Below are 13,696 nucleotides of genomic sequence, written 5' to 3' on the forward strand. Positions count from 1 at the left end.
TGTTGATTTCCACTGAGAGCTGACCCGGTGTTGATTTCCACTGAGAGCTGACCCGGCGCAGCCAGATATTTCCATTGAGAATTGACCCATGTTTCAACCGTCCCTCGCATGTTTTCAGCGGGGGCTCTGGAGTGATCGACATGGCGTTACTAAGCGTGATCCGGCGCTGGCATTTTCGAGAGCATCTATCGATCCGGGAGATTTGCCGCAGAACCGGCTTGTCCCGGAATACCATCCGCAAATACCTGCGCCTGAACGGCGTGGAACCGAAGTTCAAGGTTCCGGAGAGGCCGAGCAAACTCGATCCGTTTGCGGATCGCTTATCGGCCTGGCTCAAGACGGAGACCAAAAAGACCCGCAAGCAGAAGCGGACGATGAAGCAGTTGCACGCTGATCTGGTGAGCCTTGGTTACGAGGGTTCCTACAATCGCGTGGCGGCATTTGCACGGGAATGGCGTGATGATCGACAAAGGGAACTGCAGACGACCGGCCGTGGCACGTTTGTCCCCTTGGCATTCGAGCCAGGTGAAGCCTTCCAATTCGACTGGTCGGAGGACTGGGCGATTATCGGCAATGAGCGCACCAAACTGCAGGTGGCGCATATGAAGCTGAGCTATTCCAGGGCTTTCATCGTCCGAGCCTATCTCCTGCAAACGCACGAGATGCTGTTCGATGCCCATAACCATGCATTCCGCGTCTTCGGTGGCATTCCTGGTCGCGGTATCTACGACAATATGCGCACGGCGATCGACAAGGTCGGCCGTGGCAAGGAGCGCGACGTCAACGTGCGCTTCATGGCGATGGCCAGCCACTATGTGTTCGAGCCCGAGTTCTGCAATCCCGCGTCCGGTTGGGAGAAGGGGCAGGTCGAGAAGAACGTGCAGGATGCGCGTCACCGCTTCTTTCAACCGCTCCCACGTTTTCCTTCGCTGGAAGCCCTGAACGATTGGCTTGAGTTGCGATGCAAGGAATTCTGGGCCAAGACGCCGCATGGTCAGATACGGGGCACCATTGCCGACATCTGGGCCGAAGAGGCACCCGCTCTCATGCCCGTTTCCAGGCCGTTCGATGGGTTTGTCGAATATACGAAACGGGTCACACCAACCTGCCTCGTGCATCTGGAGCGCAATCGCTACAGCGTTCCGGCATCCTTTGCCAATCGACCGGTGAGCCTGCGGGTCTACCCGGATCGTGTCGTGGTCGCCGCGGAAGGCCAGATCGTTTGCGAGCATCGCCGTGTTATCGATCGCTCTCATGACCGGCCGGGACAAACCATCTACGACTGGCGGCATTATCTGGCGGTCGTGCAACGCAAGCCCGGTGCTCTTCGCAATGGTGCTCCATTCGTCGAGCTACCCGACGCTTTCCGGACCTTGCAGCAGTACCTGCTCAAGAAGCCGGGCGGCGACCGCGAGATGGTTGATATCCTGGCGCTTGTCCTTCAGCACGATGAGCAAACTGTCCTGTCGGCAGTCGACATGGCGCTGAAGTCCGGTGTTCCGACCAAGACGCATGTGCTGAATCTGCTGCATCGCCTTGTCGATGGCAAATCCTTCACGCCACCCACCGTCGACGCGCCGCAAGCCCTGACGCTCATCAACGAGCCCAAGGCCAATGTCGAACGCTACGATGCGCTGAGAAAGACGGAGGCTCGCCATGCGTCATAATCCAGCAAGCGGCGCGATCGTCATCATGTTGCGGCAACTGAAGATGCACGGCATGGCACAGGCCGTCGGCGAGCTGACTGAACAGGGATCGCCGGCGTTCGAGGCTGCCATTCCGATCCTGTCGCAGCTTCTCAAGGCGGAGACCGCGGAACGAGAGGTGCGATCGACCGCCTACCAGCTTAAAACCGCACGCTTCCCTGCTTACCGCGATCTAAATGGCTTCGACTTCGCAAGCAGCGAGATCAACGAAGCGCTCGTGCAACAGCTTCATCGCTGCGACTTCCTCGACGAGGCTAACAACATCGTCCTGGTCGGCGGCCCCGGCACGGGCAAGACGCATGTTGCCACAGCAATCGGCGTTCAGGCCATTGAGCATCACCACAAGCGCGTCCGGTTCTTCTCGACTGTCGAGCTGGTCAACGCCTTGGAACAGGAGAAGGCACAAGGTCGTGCGGGACAGATCGCCAATCGCCTCGTCCATTCCGATGTCGTCATCCTCGATGAGCTTGGTTATCTGCCATTCAGCGCATCAGGTGGTGCACTGCTCTTCCATCTCCTGAGCAAGCTCTACGAGCGGACCAGCGTCATCATCACCACCAACCTGAGCTTCAGCGAATGGGCCAGCGTCTTCGGCGACGCCAAGATGACCACCGCTCTGCTCGACCGGCTCACCCATCATTGCCACATCCTCGAAACCGGAAATGACAGCTTCCGCTTCAAGAACAGCTCGGCGCATGAACCCCAAATGACAAAGGAGAAACGTAGGAACTTGACCACCACGACCCACACGAACGATACCTAAAAGCGGGTCAATTCTCGGTGGAAACGCCGGGTCAGCTCTCAGTGGAAATCAACATGTAGGAACTTGACCACCACGACCCACACGAACGATACCTAAAAGCGGGTCAATTCTCGGTGGAAACGCCGGGTCAGCTCTCAGTGGAAATCAACACTCAGTGGCGAGCCGATGCGTTCGAGGTCATGCGCCGGACGTCGAACCTCGTCTATTTGCTGCTGACCAAACGCCCGCAGAATATCGTGAAGCTGGCAGACGCTGCCGGCGGGCTTCCGAAGAATGCCGCGCTCGGCACGACGGTCGAGGATCAGAAGCGCGCCGACGCCAATCTACCGGCGCTGAAGGTCGCCAAGATCGAAACGTCGCCGCTATTCACCTTCGGCAGTTTTGAGCCGCTGCTCGGGCCAATCATTATCCCTCCAGCCTTTATGCCCGATTGGGTAATTACCGGCGGCGAGACTGATCAGGGCGGGCACAAGGCACGGCCGACAAAGCCGGATTGGTTCCGAAGCCTGCGCGATCAGGCAGCGAAGTCGAATGTTCCGTTTCACCATAAGCAGAACGGGGAATGGGTTTCCGTGTCGGAAGTTGCTGGCGTCGGCATTCATTTCCAATTCGAGGACGGCGCGACAGTCCGCCGCATCGGCAAGAAGCTTTCAGGCCGGACCATCGACGGCGTGACCCATGACGCGTTCCCCATCCTCTCCTCCCTCTCCCTCCCATGCAAGGAGAACGGGGAGACAGTGACGCCCTCGCAGCAAATGGCAGTGCCGCACGACCCTACCGAGGCGATGATCGACGCCGCCTTGCGTGTCGATTGGGAATGCGACGGCGACGAACGCGCAGCAGCAATCAACGTCTGGCATGCGATGTATGCCGCAGCGACGGAGGCCGACAATGCCTGAGAACATCACGCCGACTTATCGCGGCCCCGCCATGATGGAGGCCTTCAAGCGCGATCTGATCCACGTCGTCGAGGAATGGGAGAAGCGCCGGGAAACGATGCTGGCCGATCCCGAAGCCAAAGCAAGGTTTTTCACATTCCGCGCCTTCGAACTCACCCAAGCCGCCATCTTGGATGATACCCCCGCGCCCGTTGATCATGTGGCAGGGAGCTTCCTGCCTACGGAAGACGGCGAATTCAACGGCAACGAGCAGGCAGACCCCGAGACGGTAGCCGCAATCGTTCCACCGCATTGCAGCGGCGGGGCCTTCGTGTTCGATCCCGGCATCCTTCATGTCAAGAAAGACGGAAGCGGATTTATCACAATCAACGAGGATGAATTCCAGTTGGAAGATGACCGGTGCGAGGGACCAGACGGGCCAGAAGGTAGCGTCTTCTGGATCGCCCGCATGGATGCAAGCGAGATTGTCGCCCTGCGCAATTTCCTAAACGGTGCCCCTACGCCCCGACCAGATATGAACGTGCCTGAAGGTTGGCAACTGGTCCCCAAGAAGCCGACTATGGAGATGGTCAAAGCAGCACATCGAGACCACGAGGGCGATCCTTGGCTGCCATACAGCCTCTGGACGTCGATGCTTTCCGCCACTCCGACCCCACCTGTCGATCATGTGGCAATGGCGGACGCCCTCCGCCTGGTGGTCGCTTACGACGATCTTCTACGCACCCACGAGGGACCGAGCGACACGCTTTTCGCAGGCGACGTGGCCGAGATCGACGCCGCTTATGACGAGATGGTTGCCGCTGCACGCGCCGCCCTCGCAGCGAAGGAGGCCGACCGTGGCGACTGAGCCTATGTTCCCGATCCTCAATGACCCCATCATCAGGTGCATCCCGTGGGCAGCTATCACTCCCCACGAGGCGCAGGCTCAACGGAACCATAGCCAGACCCTACGGGGCCTCGCCGGGCGCGGCGGGCTGAGCATCCACGAGGCCTATCATATCATGAAGGACCAGGAATGGCCGTGGCGGACGTTCGTTCGTAGTCCGGCCAACGACGCGCAGTACAGGGTGTCCCTGATGGCGTTGGTTCGTGATTTTGAGAAGAGCCGCGCCGCTCTCTCCAAATCGTCGGAGGGAGAGGCAGATGGACGCTAAGCAACTCCACATTTTGCAGCATTCGCTTGGCTTGGACGAATATGGGCGAGGCACCTTCTATCGTAACCACTTTGTGACAGGCGAAGGCAGCAAGGATCATGCTGACTGCATGGCGCTTGTAGACGCCGGTTATATGTCGGTGCGTCTTGATCATCCGTTGAGTGGTGGCGACGACGTCTTCCGCGTAACCGACGCCGGCAAAGCCGCCGTTGCCGAACACAGCCCGGCACCACCGAAGCTCACGCGATCGCAGCGGACCTACCAGGACTGGCTGAACTACGACAGTGACATGTCCTTCATCGAATACGCGAAGTGGAAATCGCGCCAGCGCAAGGAGAGCCGCATCTATGGCTGATCGTCCGATTTTGTTCAGCGGGGCTATGGTTCGCGCCCTACTTGCGGGCACCAAGACGCAGACACGGCGCACCCTGAAGGCACCGTACGGCACCCTGGAACTGACAGCATCCGGGTGGAAACCTATTCACACCAAAGTCCGCATCGGTGATCGGCTCTACGTCCGAGAACACTGGCGCACCGACTTACTGCTCGACGCTTTGCCGCCTCGCTCGATCTCGCACGGCGGCACCAACGTTCAATACATCGCAGACGAAGCGTTGCGCGGTTGCGATAAGACTTGGGTCGGCCCCGGCAAAGACCGTCGCGCCATGCATATGCCCCGCTGGGCCTCGCGCCTCACCCTGACCGTCACTGACGTCCGTGTCGAACGACTGCAGGACATCAGTGAGAATGATGCCGTCGCGGAAGGATGTTTCAAAGGGAAGGCTTCAGGTCGCGTCTTCAACGACGTCGCCGCAATGCACCTGGGCGGAGACGAATGGGCCAGCGCACGCGATTGGTATGCCGACCTCTGGGAACGCATCAACGGCGAAGGCACTTGGGACCAAAACCCATGGGTGGTTGCCTACACCTTCACCGTTGAGCGTTGGAACATCGACACCCCATCGCCTGCACCGAGGGCGGAACCTACCCCCGAAGCCGGCCGTGAAGGAGAAAGTCATGAGTGATATCGTGGAGCGCCTGCGCGCCGAAGCTAAATACGCCAACGTTGCGGTGAATTTCGACAACGCTGACCCAGAGCAATATGCCGCCATTTGCACCGCGGCAGCCGACGAAATCACCCTCCTCCGTCAGCAGCTCGCAAGCGCGAGGGATGCGGCGTTGGAAGCGGCGGCGCAAGCAGCAGACGAATGCGATATCGTGATGGCCATGATTGCGGGGGCGCCAGACGGGGCCTCAATCGCCCGCCGCACCATCGCCACCGCCATCCGCTCCCTTAAATCAGGCCGTGAAGGAGGTGGGGTGTGAAGCTGACGAAGCCACAAATGGAACTGCTTCGCGATGTCGCCAATGGCGGGACTGCTGTTGAAAGCTACCCGCCGGCACGAAAGCTGGTCGAGCTGGGGCTGTGCGTTCGGCAGACTGTGGGGCTCTCAGATCGTCTCGAAATCACCGAAGCCGGCCGCCAAGCGATGAAGGAATATGGCAAATGAAGCTGACGAAAGAGCGCATGTGGTGGCTTCAGAGGTTTGAAAACCGGGGCTGGACCGTTGGTCACCCGAACCTCGCCGGCATTAAAAAGTGGGACGCTCATAGCGCCGCGTTGGTAAAGATGGGGCTTATCGAGCCAGATACTGAATTCGGCACGGCCAACCACCGCATCACCGAAGCCGGCCGCTCTGCCCTGCGTAAGGAGGAGCGGGGATGACGAGAGCCGCGTTCCGGCAAGCAGATATGGAGAGGATTTTCCGCGCGGCCAAAAGCCAGGGCATGGCCGTGAGCATCGATATAAAGACGCTGGTTGTCACCGCAATCCCCGCTATCCACAAGCCGGATGGCATTGACGCAAGTAGCGAAGCGCCCGGCATGATCCGTACGGGCAACGGTGCCCCATACGGAAAGGAAAATTGGGATGAGGACTGACAGGCCCGGGTATCAATACCGGGACAACAAGGACGGCACGCGCGTCCACTACTGGAACCCGAAGAGGGCGGTTAAGGGAGCACCTGCCGCCCTCTCACTCGTTCGGTTGCCCGATGGGCTCTCTGATGACGCCTTGGCGGAAGAATGCCAGCGCCGGACATCGGAACTCAAAGCCGAGTTGGCCGACCTGACCACACCGCAAAAATTCGATGGGACTTTCCAGTCGCTGATCGACCTCTACCGGTCTGACACGACCAGTTCGCTGCACTCGGTGAAGCACTCCACGAAAATCCGCGATTATGAGCCAAGCCTGCGCGTTCTGGCAAAAAACATCGGGGAGCGGTTCGTGGCAGGGTTTACGGCGTCAGATGCAAAGCGATGGTTTGCCCAATGGCGTAAGAAAGGCCACAGGAGGGCGTCAGGAGCGATAAAGCTCCTTCGGCTCATCATCAGCTACGGGGCCGGAGAACGCCTCCACGGCTGCGCTCAGGCCCGCCTGATCCTTTCTGACCTGCGATTTGAGCAACCGGCCGCCCGCACGGTCGCCATGACATATGAACAGTGCTTGGCAATCGTGAAGAAAAGCGCGGAAATGGAATGCCCTTCGATCGGCTTCGTCGAAGCTCTAAAGTTCGAAACGGCGCTCCGACGCATCGATGTGATAGGAGAATGGGCGCCGCCGCCTGATGGTGGGGAGTTCCGCTGGACCGGCCTGATGGCCAAGGACATATCGAAGGATATGATCCTGTCGCTCAAGACGAGCAAGACCCGCGCCGCGGTAGCGCGCGATCTGAACGGCTATCCGTTGGTGACGGAAGCCTTGAAGGCCTATCGCATCCCGGACATTGGTCCAGTGGTGATCGATGAGGACTATGGAAAGCCGTATTGGGAAAATCGATATACGGAAAAGTATCGCAAGGTTCGCGATGCTGCCGGCGTGCCGTCGAATGTATGGTCGATGGATTCGCGGGCTGGTGCTGTATCGGAAACAGTCGAGGCGACCGGTTCACTCGAAGCGGCCCGCGATCTGGCCACTCACACCACGACAAAGACCACACGGCGCTATAGCCGAGGGGATGGTTTGGAAGCGAGCCGGAAGACAGCCAATGCTCGCGTCAAAAACCGCAAGTGACATGAAATGAAACGAGTGACACGCCGTATAGCTAAGTTGTTGAAATTTCTGGAGCGGGTAGCGGGAATCGAACCCGCGTATTCAGCTTGGAAGGCTGCTGCTCTACCATTGAGCTATACCCGCGGGGGTCTTGATCCGTGCAACAGAATGGTGGAGGGAGTTGGATTTGAACCAACGTAGGCTGAGCCAACGGATTTACAGTCCGTCCCCTTTAACCACTCGGGCATCCCTCCATTATTCTGTCGGGATCAAGCGACCAGTCATTCGATCATTTTCGGTGCCGCTTGTCGTCGGCGCCTCGTGATCTGGGCGGCTATATGGACGGATGCTTTTCTCCTGTCAACACGATCGTCTCGAAAAATGTGCGAATTATCAGCACAAAAATCACGAAGCCCCAAAAACGTGAAAAACGGTTTCCCGCCCAAGCCTTCGCCGATATAAGGCAAGCATGAGCAAGGATAATCCGGGCGACAAGAGCGCCAAAGACACCCACTACGCCACCCTGAGGCGCGCCCACCGCGACGCCAAGCGCGAGCGCGGGGAAATCCCGACGCCGCCACAGGACAGCCGCCGCAAGAAAGCCGCCGACGACTGGAAGGCGCCGCAGCTGCAGCCCGACCAGGTGCTGCTCTACGGTCTGCACACGGTGCGCGCGGCGCTCGAAAACCCCGAGCGGCAGATCGTCAAGCTCTCCGTCACCCAGAACGCGCTGCAGCGGCTGGAAATCGGGCCGGTCGACGAACTGAAATTTCCGGTCGAAATGGTTTCGCCGCAGGATATCGACAAGGTGCTGGGGCCGGATGCGATCCATCAGGGCGTGATGCTGGAAACGCGGCCTCTGCCGGTGCGCCGCCTGTCGGCGCTGAAGGACAGCCCGCTTATCCTGGTGCTGGATCAGGTCACCGACCCGCACAATGTCGGCGCGATCATGCGTTCAGCCGTCGCCTTCAATGCCGGTGCGCTGATCACCACCATGCGTCACAGCCCGACCGAATCGGGCGTTCTGGCAAAATCCGCGTCCGGCGCGCTGGAAATGATCCCCTATATCCAGATCATCAATCTCGCCGATGCGCTGGAAGAGCTGCACAAGCTCGGCTTTACCTCGATCGGCCTTGATTCGGAGGGGCCGGCGCCGCTCGAAGGCACGTTTTCGGGCGAGAAGATCGCCCTCGTTCTCGGCTCGGAAGGCAAGGGCCTGCGCCAGAAGACGCGTTCCACTGTCTCGGCCCTCGCCCGTCTCGACATGCCCGGTGCGATCAAGTCGCTCAACGTCTCGAACGCCGCCGCCATCGCCATGTATGCGGCCCGCGGCTATCTCGCCAAGGCCTGAGCCTACTTCCCCAAACGACAAAGGCCGGACACGAATGCCCGGCCTTGAAGATACCTGCAAATTTCCCCGTTGCTGCTTATGCAGCAGCGGCAAGACCGTCGTTCTCGGCAATCGCCTTGCGGGCGGCGGCGACGGCGGCTTCCTTCGATTCGGGGCTGATGTTCAGCCCTTCGGCGCGGATGAACTCGATGTCGGTGATGCCGACAAAGGCGAAGACCGCGCTCAGATAGGTTTCCTGATGGTCCATGGCGCTGACCGGCGAGCCGGCAGAATAATGGCCGCCGCGGGTCGAGGCGACGATGACTTTCTTGCCCTTGGCGAGACCTTCGACGCCCGAAGCCGAATAGCGGAAGGTAGTGCCGGCGACGAGCACTCGGTCGATCCAGGCCTTGAGCTGGCTCGGAATGGTGAAGTTGTACATCGGTGCGCCGATGACGACGACGTCGGCCGCCATGAATTCGGTAAGCGCCGCCTTGGCGTCGGCCAGTTCAGCGGCAAGCTTGGGGTCGATACCTTCCGGATTGGCGCCGCCGGCGGCGAGATGCGCGCCGCTCAGGTGCACGAGCGGAGCGGAAGCAACGTCGCGATAGGTGACGGATGCAGCCGGGTTTTCGGCCTTCAGCTTTTCGACGATCGCCGCGGTCAGGCCACGCGAAACGGAATGATCGCCGAGGATGCCGGAATCGATGTGGAGGATGTTCATGGCAAAACCTTTGGGTTGGTGTCTGTTGCCGATAGATATGAAAGCAAAACAATCACGCGATAAGCCGCCTCTTTTTCCACGATCCGTTTCCTGATAGAAACAATGGAACGTTGAAAGGAGGCCATCGATGGAAGACCTGAATGATCTCGCGCTGTTTGCGGCCGTCGTGAAGCACAAGGGATTTTCGGCCGCCGCGCGCTGCCTGAACATTCCCAAATCCAAACTCAGCAAGCACGTCGCCCGCCTTGAGCAGCAGCTCGGCGTGCGTCTGCTGGAGCGCTCCACCCGCAAGTTGCGTGTCACGGAGATCGGCCAGGCCTTTTACGAACGCTGCGAAACGGTGCTCGCCAGCGTCGATGCGGCTCGGGCCGTGGTCGAGGCGGCGCGCAGCGAGCCGGCCGGCGTCGTGCGCCTCGGCTGCCCCATCGGTTTCACGCCGATGATGGCGGCCGTGCTGCCGGCATTTCATCGGCGCTATCCGGCCGTCCGGGTGCTGGTCCACACGACAAACCGCCGAATCGATCTCGTTGAGGAGCGAATCGACATCGCCTTGCGCGCCCGCGACGAACTCGATGGCGAGAGCCACCTGATCGTGCGCAAGCTCGGCGAAGCGCGCCGCTATCTCGCTGCCAGCCCGGCCTTCCTCGCCCGCCATGGCGAAATCACCATCGACAATATCGGCGACCTGCCGACGCTCTCGATGAACGAAATGCATCCGACCGATACCTGGCAGTTGCTTCACAGGGATGGCATGAAACGCGATGTCAGCCATATGCCGGTCATCGGCTGCGGCGATTTCGTGATTTTGGAGCGCGCGGCAATCGAAGGCGTCGGCATCGCGCTTTTGCCGGATCATCTCTGCGAACGCGGTTTTCGCGCCGGTACGCTGGCGCCGGTGCTGCCGGACTGGTCGTCGGGCGATACCATTGTGCATCTTGCCTTTACCTCCCGTCACGGCATCCTGCCGGCGGTGCGGGCGCTGATCGATTTCATCGCCGAGGCCCTGCCCGCCGCCATGTCACGCTGCCGCGAGGTACCGTCCCATCCCGCCGTACTCCCGCCCCTGATGCAGGCCGCCGAATAGCGGCCGTCGCCAGGAGACGCTATGTAGATTGACGGGGAATCATCGGCGCGAGTCGTATCGCGGGAGTGCATGAATGACGCGGACGCGGCGGAGGGGGATCATAAAGCGGCGGCGCTTTTCCATCGGCCTTGCCATCGTGGCAGGAACCTCCGTGCTTGCCGGCATGACGGATGCGATCGGTTTCCTCATGGCCGGCAGCTTCGTCTCCTTCATGAGCGGCAACACGACCCGCGCCGCCGTCGCGCTCGCTGAAGGCAATACCGGCTATGCGCTGCTGCTTCTCGGCGCGATCGCCATGTTCATCATCGGAAACGCGCTCGGCATCGTCGTCGCCCACTATGCCAGCCGCCGGGCCTTCGCGGTCACTGCAGCGGTGGCGACCCTGCTTGGAACCGCGGCCCTACTAGGCGAAACGGCCTGGTCGACGCTGCAACTCTATCTCACCGTTCTGGCGATGGGCGCCATCAATGCCGCGGCCGAGCATGTCGAAGGCCTGCCGATCGGGCTCACCTATGTCACCGGCGCCCTCTCCCGCTTCGGGCGCGCGCTGGGCTACCGGTTGATCGGCGAACACCGCCCCGGCTGGGGCTTCCAGATCGTTCCGTGGATCGGCATGGGGTTTGGCGCACTCGCAGGCGCGCTGATGCAACAGGCCTGGGGTGCAGCCTCACTCTGGGTCGCCTTTTCGTGGGCGGCTGCCCTATCGGGTGCCATCTGGTTCATTCCACCGCACATCCAGAAGCGATTCGCACAGGGTGCGCCGCAGCCTTCCCGGCAGAAATAGAGCTTCAGTTGGTCTCGCGCTCGATCTTGATATCACCGAGGTCGTCGATCAGCACCGTCCAGGTTTCCGGCTCCGTCGCCGTCGGGTCGGTCTTCAGGTAGACCGTGGCAAACAACCCCGGCTGGGTGCTGATCCCATCGGAGGTTTCCGGACGGATATCCGTCACATAGGCCGTCATCGCCGAAAATTCCTCAAGCTCGGCCGAGGAAATCACCTTCGGCCCTTCGGCGCTGGAGGCGATCTGCTGGAGGTAGATATGGGCGTTGCCCTCCGGCTGTCGAACGGCGATCAGCTTATAATAGCCGCGCTGCTTTCCGGGCTGCGTTTCCCCCGGCTTTTGCTCCTCTGCCTTGCCGGTCGGGTCGAGGATCGCCAGCGGATCGCCGCTTTCCTCCCAGAAGCCGGTGCTGGTGACGAAGATGATCTCTGCCGCCGGCAGCGCCTCGTCGGCCGCCCGCGCGGAACTGAGAAGTCCGGGCACAACAAGACAGGCAAAGACAAAGGCACGGTACATCGGGTCAAGCTCCAGGCACGCAACAGCGCGAAGCGCACAACAACTATGAATCCGAATGCAATACTAGCCCCAATTCACGGGGGATTTCGGGATAAGCCTCAATTATCGAACTGTTCGGCCAGAATGCGATCGGACCAAGAATAATCCGGGTCGGAGAGAATGCGCGCCGTCGTGTTCTCCGATTCCGCGATCCGAACCTTCACCACCGACTTGACCTCGACATGGTCGGCCACGGCGTTGACCGGCCGCTTGTCGTCCTCGAGAATGGCGATATCGACCGTCACCTTGTTCGGCAGAAGCGCGCCGCGCCAGCGGCGGGGGCGGAAGGCGCTGACCGGCGTCAGCGCCAGAAGCGGCGCTTCCAGCGGCAGAATCGGTCCATGGGCGGAAAGGTTATAGGCCGTCGAGCCGGCCGGCGTGGCCAGCAGGATGCCGTCGCAGATCAACTCTTCCAGCCGCACCCGGCCGTCGATGACGATCCTCAGCTTCGCCGCCTGATAAGACTGGCGGAAGAGATAGACTTCATTGATCGCCAGCGCGCGAAAACGGTTGCCGTCGACATCGACGGTCTGCATCTCCAGCGGCCGGAACGCGTTCTCCACGGCTTCTGACAAGCGTTCGTGCAGGTTTTCCGTGCTGTAACGGTTCATCAGGAAGCCGACCGAACCCCGGTTCATGCCATATACCATCTTCCCGGAATTCATGGTCTTGTGCAGGGTATGCAGCATGAAGCCATCACCGCCGAGCGCGACGATCACATCAGCGGTTTCGGGGTCGGCGTTGCCATAGACGGCGACCAGCTCTTCGGCAGCCCGCTGCGCATCGTCAGCGGATGACGCGACGAAAGCGATACTGTCGAAAGTGCGTGCCATGCCATGCCCGTCCCAATGATGCGTTATCGGCGGCAGGCCCTTTTGAAATTCAAGGAGTTACCGCCGCCTCGTCACCATCATGCACAAAACATCGTGCCGGGAAAGGAAAACAATTCCACTCAGAGTTCGACGACCTTGCCGTTTTCAATGGTAACGCGGCGATCCATCAGCCCGGCAAGTTCATAGTTGTGGGTGGCGATCAGGGCTGCAAGGCCGGACTGGCGCACCAGCGCTTCCAGCGCCTCGAACACATAGCCGGCCGTTTCCGGGTCGAGATTGCCGGTCGGCTCGTCGGCGAGAAGCACCAGCGGCGCATTGGCGACGGCGCGGGCGATGGCGACACGCTGTTGCTCGCCGCCCGAGAGTTCGGAGGGGCGATGGTCGCCGCGATGGCCGATGCGCATATAGTCGAGCAGTGCGGCGGATCGTTCCCTGGCTTCCTTCTTCGAAAGCCCGGAGATGATCTGCGGCATCATGATGTTTTCGAGCGCCGTGAATTCCGGCAGCAGGTGATGGAACTGATAGACGAAGCCGATGTCGTTGCGGCGGATCGCCGTGCGCTGCTGGTCGCTGAGATCGCCGCAGGAAACGCCATTGATCAGAATCTCACCGGCATCGGGCCGCTCCAGCAGTCCGGCGAGATGAAGCAGGGTCGATTTGCCGGTTCCGGACGGCGCAACCAGCGCCACGGTCTGCCCTGCCTTCAGCGAAAAATCCGCGCCCTTCAGGATCGAGAGCGCATTTTCGCCCTGGCTATAGTGGCGTTCGACGCCGGTAAGCTGCAATGCCACGCGTGCGGCCATCGTGTCGTAAC

The 13,696-nt window shown here is 60.6% G+C and carries 18 protein-coding genes and 2 tRNA genes; 14 read left to right on the forward strand and 6 right to left on the reverse strand.

All coding sequences use genetic code 11. The features are described 5' to 3' along the window. Positions 1–140 precede the first annotated feature (140 nt). The 11 genes from istA (at position 141) to ASC86_RS00055 (ending at position 7,595) form a co-directional block, all read left to right on the forward strand. Positions 141–1,667: an IS21 family transposase gene (gene istA / locus ASC86_RS00005; protein ID WP_156386915.1), complete on the forward strand. Its 1,527-nt coding sequence runs from the start codon at positions 141–143 to the stop codon at positions 1,665–1,667. After that, the gene (istB, locus tag ASC86_RS00010) at positions 1,657–2,469 is read left to right on the forward strand and encodes an IS21-like element helper ATPase IstB (protein ID WP_056314638.1); all 813 of its coding nucleotides are present in this window, start codon (positions 1,657–1,659) and stop codon (positions 2,467–2,469) included. The genes istA and istB overlap by 11 nt, the downstream gene beginning before the upstream one ends. Before the next feature lie 137 nt (positions 2,470–2,606). Beyond that, entirely contained in the window at positions 2,607–3,368 is a 762-nt protein-coding gene (locus tag ASC86_RS00015) for a DUF5131 family protein (RefSeq protein WP_056314640.1), read from the forward strand. Next, on the forward strand, positions 3,361–4,215 hold the full coding sequence (locus ASC86_RS00020; RefSeq protein ID WP_056314642.1) for a hypothetical protein: 855 nt from the start codon (positions 3,361–3,363) through the stop codon (positions 4,213–4,215). Before ASC86_RS00015 ends, ASC86_RS00020 begins: the two co-directional genes overlap by 8 nt. A gap of 296 nt (positions 4,216–4,511) precedes the next feature. Then, entirely contained in the window at positions 4,512–4,877 is a 366-nt protein-coding gene (locus ASC86_RS00030; RefSeq protein WP_056314646.1) for a hypothetical protein, read from the forward strand. Further along, positions 4,870–5,547, forward strand: coding sequence for a hypothetical protein (locus tag ASC86_RS00035; protein ID WP_056314648.1), 678 nt, complete (start codon positions 4,870–4,872; stop codon positions 5,545–5,547). Before ASC86_RS00030 ends, ASC86_RS00035 begins: the two co-directional genes overlap by 8 nt. Next, the gene (locus ASC86_RS00040; protein ID WP_056314650.1) at positions 5,540–5,848 is read left to right on the forward strand and encodes a hypothetical protein; all 309 of its coding nucleotides are present in this window, start codon (positions 5,540–5,542) and stop codon (positions 5,846–5,848) included. Before ASC86_RS00035 ends, ASC86_RS00040 begins: the two co-directional genes overlap by 8 nt. After that, the gene (locus ASC86_RS25460; protein ID WP_156386848.1) at positions 5,845–6,033 is read left to right on the forward strand and encodes a hypothetical protein; all 189 of its coding nucleotides are present in this window, start codon (positions 5,845–5,847) and stop codon (positions 6,031–6,033) included. The genes ASC86_RS00040 and ASC86_RS25460 overlap by 4 nt, the downstream gene beginning before the upstream one ends. After that, a complete protein-coding gene (locus ASC86_RS00045) occupies positions 6,030–6,248 on the forward strand; it encodes a hypothetical protein (RefSeq protein ID WP_056314651.1) in 219 nt (72 codons plus the stop codon). Before ASC86_RS25460 ends, ASC86_RS00045 begins: the two co-directional genes overlap by 4 nt. Beyond that, positions 6,245–6,463 carry a hypothetical protein gene (locus ASC86_RS00050; RefSeq protein WP_056314653.1) on the forward strand — a complete coding sequence of 73 codons (219 nt, stop codon included), beginning with the start codon at positions 6,245–6,247 and terminating at the stop codon, positions 6,461–6,463. Before ASC86_RS00045 ends, ASC86_RS00050 begins: the two co-directional genes overlap by 4 nt. Then, positions 6,453–7,595 carry a hypothetical protein gene (locus tag ASC86_RS00055; RefSeq protein ID WP_056314655.1) on the forward strand — a complete coding sequence of 381 codons (1,143 nt, stop codon included), beginning with the start codon at positions 6,453–6,455 and terminating at the stop codon, positions 7,593–7,595. The genes ASC86_RS00050 and ASC86_RS00055 overlap by 11 nt, the downstream gene beginning before the upstream one ends. A gap of 49 nt (positions 7,596–7,644) precedes the next feature. Here ASC86_RS00055 and ASC86_RS00060 read toward each other — a convergent pair. Together ASC86_RS00060 and ASC86_RS00065 are read right to left on the reverse strand one after the other, a co-directional pair. Next, positions 7,645–7,718 (reverse strand) — tRNA-Gly (locus ASC86_RS00060). A gap of 25 nt (positions 7,719–7,743) precedes the next feature. After that, positions 7,744–7,828: transfer RNA gene (locus ASC86_RS00065), tRNA-Tyr, on the reverse strand. A 215-nt stretch (positions 7,829–8,043) separates the two neighbouring features. Here ASC86_RS00065 and ASC86_RS00070 point away from each other — a divergent pair. Continuing rightward, positions 8,044–8,925, forward strand: a complete 882-nt coding sequence (locus ASC86_RS00070; protein ID WP_056314658.1) for an RNA methyltransferase — start codon at positions 8,044–8,046, stop codon at positions 8,923–8,925. A 76-nt stretch (positions 8,926–9,001) separates the two neighbouring features. Here the strand turns inward: ASC86_RS00070 and ASC86_RS00075 are convergent, their stop codons facing one another. Next, positions 9,002–9,628 carry an FMN-dependent NADH-azoreductase gene (locus tag ASC86_RS00075; protein ID WP_056314660.1) on the reverse strand — a complete coding sequence of 209 codons (627 nt, stop codon included), beginning with the start codon at positions 9,626–9,628 and terminating at the stop codon, positions 9,002–9,004. Between the two features lie 127 nt (positions 9,629–9,755). Between ASC86_RS00075 and ASC86_RS00080 the strand changes: the two genes are divergently transcribed. Together ASC86_RS00080 and ASC86_RS00085 are read left to right on the forward strand one after the other, a co-directional pair. Beyond that, the gene (locus ASC86_RS00080) at positions 9,756–10,712 is read left to right on the forward strand and encodes a LysR family transcriptional regulator (protein WP_056314662.1); all 957 of its coding nucleotides are present in this window, start codon (positions 9,756–9,758) and stop codon (positions 10,710–10,712) included. A 73-nt stretch (positions 10,713–10,785) separates the two neighbouring features. Then, entirely contained in the window at positions 10,786–11,496 is a 711-nt protein-coding gene (locus ASC86_RS00085; RefSeq protein WP_056314664.1) for a YoaK family protein, read from the forward strand. 4 nt (positions 11,497–11,500) lie between these two features. On the opposite strand, the gene ASC86_RS00090 is transcribed toward ASC86_RS00085, so the two are convergent. The 3 genes from ASC86_RS00090 to ASC86_RS00100 all read right to left on the reverse strand — a co-directional run bounded on the left by ASC86_RS00090 (position 11,501) and on the right by ASC86_RS00100 (position 13,685). After that, the gene (locus ASC86_RS00090; protein ID WP_056314667.1) at positions 11,501–12,010 is read right to left on the reverse strand and encodes a hypothetical protein; all 510 of its coding nucleotides are present in this window, start codon (positions 12,008–12,010) and stop codon (positions 11,501–11,503) included. A 98-nt stretch (positions 12,011–12,108) separates the two neighbouring features. Further along, complete coding sequence (locus tag ASC86_RS00095) at positions 12,109–12,882, reverse strand: NAD kinase (RefSeq protein ID WP_056314669.1); 774 nt, start codon at positions 12,880–12,882, stop codon at positions 12,109–12,111. A gap of 119 nt (positions 12,883–13,001) precedes the next feature. Continuing rightward, positions 13,002–13,685, reverse strand: a complete 684-nt coding sequence (locus tag ASC86_RS00100) for an ABC transporter ATP-binding protein (protein ID WP_056314671.1) — start codon at positions 13,683–13,685, stop codon at positions 13,002–13,004. Positions 13,686–13,696 lie beyond the last annotated feature (11 nt).

Origin of the sequence: Rhizobium sp. Root1212, assembly GCF_001424985.1 — a bacterium.
Taxonomy (GTDB): domain Bacteria; phylum Pseudomonadota; class Alphaproteobacteria; order Rhizobiales; family Rhizobiaceae; genus Pararhizobium.

Bases quoted from the DNA above. Each gene is read 5' to 3' on its own strand.
- istA (WP_156386915.1), top strand. From the start codon at position 141: ATGGCGTTACTAAGCGTGATCCGGCGCTGGCATTTTCGAGAGCATCTA.
- istB (WP_056314638.1), top strand. From the start codon at position 1,657: ATGCGTCATAATCCAGCAAGCGGCGCGATCGTCATCATGTTGCGGCAA.
- ASC86_RS00020 (WP_056314642.1), top strand. From the start codon at position 3,361: ATGCCTGAGAACATCACGCCGACTTATCGCGGCCCCGCCATGATGGAG.
- ASC86_RS00030 (WP_056314646.1), top strand. From the start codon at position 4,512: ATGGACGCTAAGCAACTCCACATTTTGCAGCATTCGCTTGGCTTGGAC.
- ASC86_RS00035 (WP_056314648.1), top strand. From the start codon at position 4,870: ATGGCTGATCGTCCGATTTTGTTCAGCGGGGCTATGGTTCGCGCCCTA.
- ASC86_RS00040 (WP_056314650.1), top strand. From the start codon at position 5,540: ATGAGTGATATCGTGGAGCGCCTGCGCGCCGAAGCTAAATACGCCAAC.
- ASC86_RS00045 (WP_056314651.1), top strand. From the start codon at position 6,030: ATGAAGCTGACGAAAGAGCGCATGTGGTGGCTTCAGAGGTTTGAAAAC.
- ASC86_RS00050 (WP_056314653.1), top strand. From the start codon at position 6,245: ATGACGAGAGCCGCGTTCCGGCAAGCAGATATGGAGAGGATTTTCCGC.
- ASC86_RS00055 (WP_056314655.1), top strand. From the start codon at position 6,453: ATGAGGACTGACAGGCCCGGGTATCAATACCGGGACAACAAGGACGGC.
- ASC86_RS00070 (WP_056314658.1), top strand. From the start codon at position 8,044: ATGAGCAAGGATAATCCGGGCGACAAGAGCGCCAAAGACACCCACTAC.
- ASC86_RS00075 (WP_056314660.1), bottom strand. From the start codon at position 9,628: ATGAACATCCTCCACATCGATTCCGGCATCCTCGGCGATCATTCCGTT.
- ASC86_RS00080 (WP_056314662.1), top strand. From the start codon at position 9,756: ATGGAAGACCTGAATGATCTCGCGCTGTTTGCGGCCGTCGTGAAGCAC.
- ASC86_RS00085 (WP_056314664.1), top strand. From the start codon at position 10,786: ATGACGCGGACGCGGCGGAGGGGGATCATAAAGCGGCGGCGCTTTTCC.
- ASC86_RS00090 (WP_056314667.1), bottom strand. From the start codon at position 12,010: ATGTACCGTGCCTTTGTCTTTGCCTGTCTTGTTGTGCCCGGACTTCTC.
- ASC86_RS00095 (WP_056314669.1), bottom strand. From the start codon at position 12,882: ATGGCACGCACTTTCGACAGTATCGCTTTCGTCGCGTCATCCGCTGAC.
- ASC86_RS00100 (WP_056314671.1), bottom strand. From the start codon at position 13,685: ATGGCCGCACGCGTGGCATTGCAGCTTACCGGCGTCGAACGCCACTAT.